Raw genomic sequence first — 1,895 nt, 5'->3', positions numbered from 1 at the left:
GATCGAAAACAGCATCGGCGTCTCGAATGTCAACTGGCCCTTCCACATCGTGCCGATCCAGTTGAAGAACTTGATCCCGGTCGGCACCGCGATCAGGTAGGTCATGAACGAAAAGAACGGCAGCAGAACGGCTCCGGTGGAGAACATGTGGTGCGCCCACACCGCCACCGACAATGCCGCGATGGACATCGTCGCGTACACCAGGGTGGTGTAGCCGAAGATCGGCTTACGGGCGAACACCGGGAAGACTTCGCTGACGATGCCGAAGAACGGCAGCGCGATGATGTAGACCTCGGGGTGGCCGAAGAACCAGAACAGGTGCTGCCAGAGGATCGCGCCGCCGTTGGCCGGGTCGTAGATGTGCGCGCCCAGGTGCCGGTCGGCAGCCAGCCCCATCAGCGCCGCGGTCAGCAGCGGGAAGGCCAGCAGCACCAAGATCGACGTGATCAGCGTGTTCCAGGTGAAGATCGGCATCCGGAACATCGTCATGCCCGGGGCGCGCATACACACCACGGTCGTGATCATGTTGACCGCGCCCAAGATGGTGCCCAGGCCGGCGACCGCCAGCCCCATGATCCACAGGTCTGCACCGGCGCCCGGTGAGTGGATGGCGTCGGTCAGCGGGGTGTAGGCGGTCCACCCGAAGTCGGCGGCTCCGCCCGGGGTGATGAATCCGGCAGTGGCGATCAACGCGCCGAACAAAAACAGCCAGTAGGAGAAGGCGTTCAGCCGCGGAAACGCCACATCGGGAGCGCCGATCTGAAGCGGCAGCACCAGGTTGGCGAAGCCGAACACGATCGGTGTGGCGTAGAACAGCAGCATGATCGTGCCGTGCATGGTGAACAGCTGGTTGTACTGCTCGTTGGACAGGAACTGCAGACCCGGCGCCGCCAACTCAGTGCGCATCAGTAGCGCCATCAACCCACCGATGAAAAAGAAGACAAAGGTAGTGACGGTGTACATGATGCCGATCATCTTGTGATCGGTCGTCGTGATCAGCCGGTAGACCAGGTTGCCCTTGGGGCCCATCCGGGGCGGGAAAGGACGACTGGCCTCCAGTTCTCCCAGCGGGGGCGCTTCGGCTGTCAAGGGCTCCTCCAAATATCATCCGGGGCAGACGTCCCTGGGATCTTCCCTGGAATCCTAGCGTTCGATCGGGCCCGCGGCCGCACTGGTCCTACAAACCGTCGTAATGCCGTAGTGCCCGGCCACCGCCATATCGTCGTCCAGCGGAACGGGCCTGTGCGGGCGGCCGGATGTTACCGTCGAGCGCGTGCTGTTCGGCCGTGTGCGACCCGGCGTTCTGCTGGCCGCAGCTCCGGTGGCGACAGCGATCGCGGTGACGCTGTGTACTAGCTGCAAACCCGCATCGCTGGGCGGCCAGCACCCGTCGCCGACCAGCTCCGTGATCACCAGCACCACCACCATCGCCGGGGCGGGAGTTCTGGGCAACCAGCGCCGGCCCGACGAGTCGTGTGCGCCGCAACCGGCCCCGGCGGAGCCGGGCCCCCCGACACGGTCGGCGCCGAACGCCGCCGGCGTGACCCCGGAGAAGGCCGACGTGCCTGCCGACCCGCAGCGCATTGTCGTGCTCTCCGGCGACCAGCTTGACGCGTTATGCGCGTTGGGACTTCAGTCCCGAATCGTCGCCGCCGCGTTGCCGGACGGCGCCTCGAGTCAGCCGTCTTACCTGGGCGGCGGCGTGCACCGGTTGCCGGGTGTGGGGACCCGCAGCGCACCGGACGTGCCCGCCATCGCGGCGGCCAAACCGGACCTGATCCTGGGCTCGGTCGCCCTGACGCCGCACTTGTATCCGGCCCTGGCGGCGATCGCGCCGACGGTGTTCACCGGGGCGCCGGGCGCCGCGTGGGAAGACAATTTGCGTGGCGTGGGCG

1 protein-coding gene and 1 pseudogene (1 of these 2 only partly in view) are annotated in these 1,895 nt (G+C 66.3%); one reads left to right on the top strand and one right to left on the bottom strand.

Annotated elements, in window-relative coordinates; translation table 11 throughout:
* Positions 1-1,089 (bottom strand): cbb3-type cytochrome c oxidase subunit I (locus ACFE99_RS24120; protein ID WP_375489269.1); only part of this gene is annotated, 1,089 nt, incomplete at its 3' end.
* Between the two features lie 256 nt (positions 1,090-1,345).
* Between ACFE99_RS24120 and ACFE99_RS24115 the strand changes: the two are divergent.
* Positions 1,346-1,895, top strand: a pseudogene (locus tag ACFE99_RS24115) (iron-siderophore ABC transporter substrate-binding protein) (it continues 472 nt past the right edge of the window).

The sequence above is a fragment of the uncultured Mycobacterium sp. genome, assembly GCF_964249325.1.
GTDB lineage: Bacteria > Actinomycetota > Actinomycetes > Mycobacteriales > Mycobacteriaceae > Mycobacterium.
Note: the sequence above shows the minus strand (reverse complement) of the source record. Positions and strands in the feature narration are given on the sequence as shown.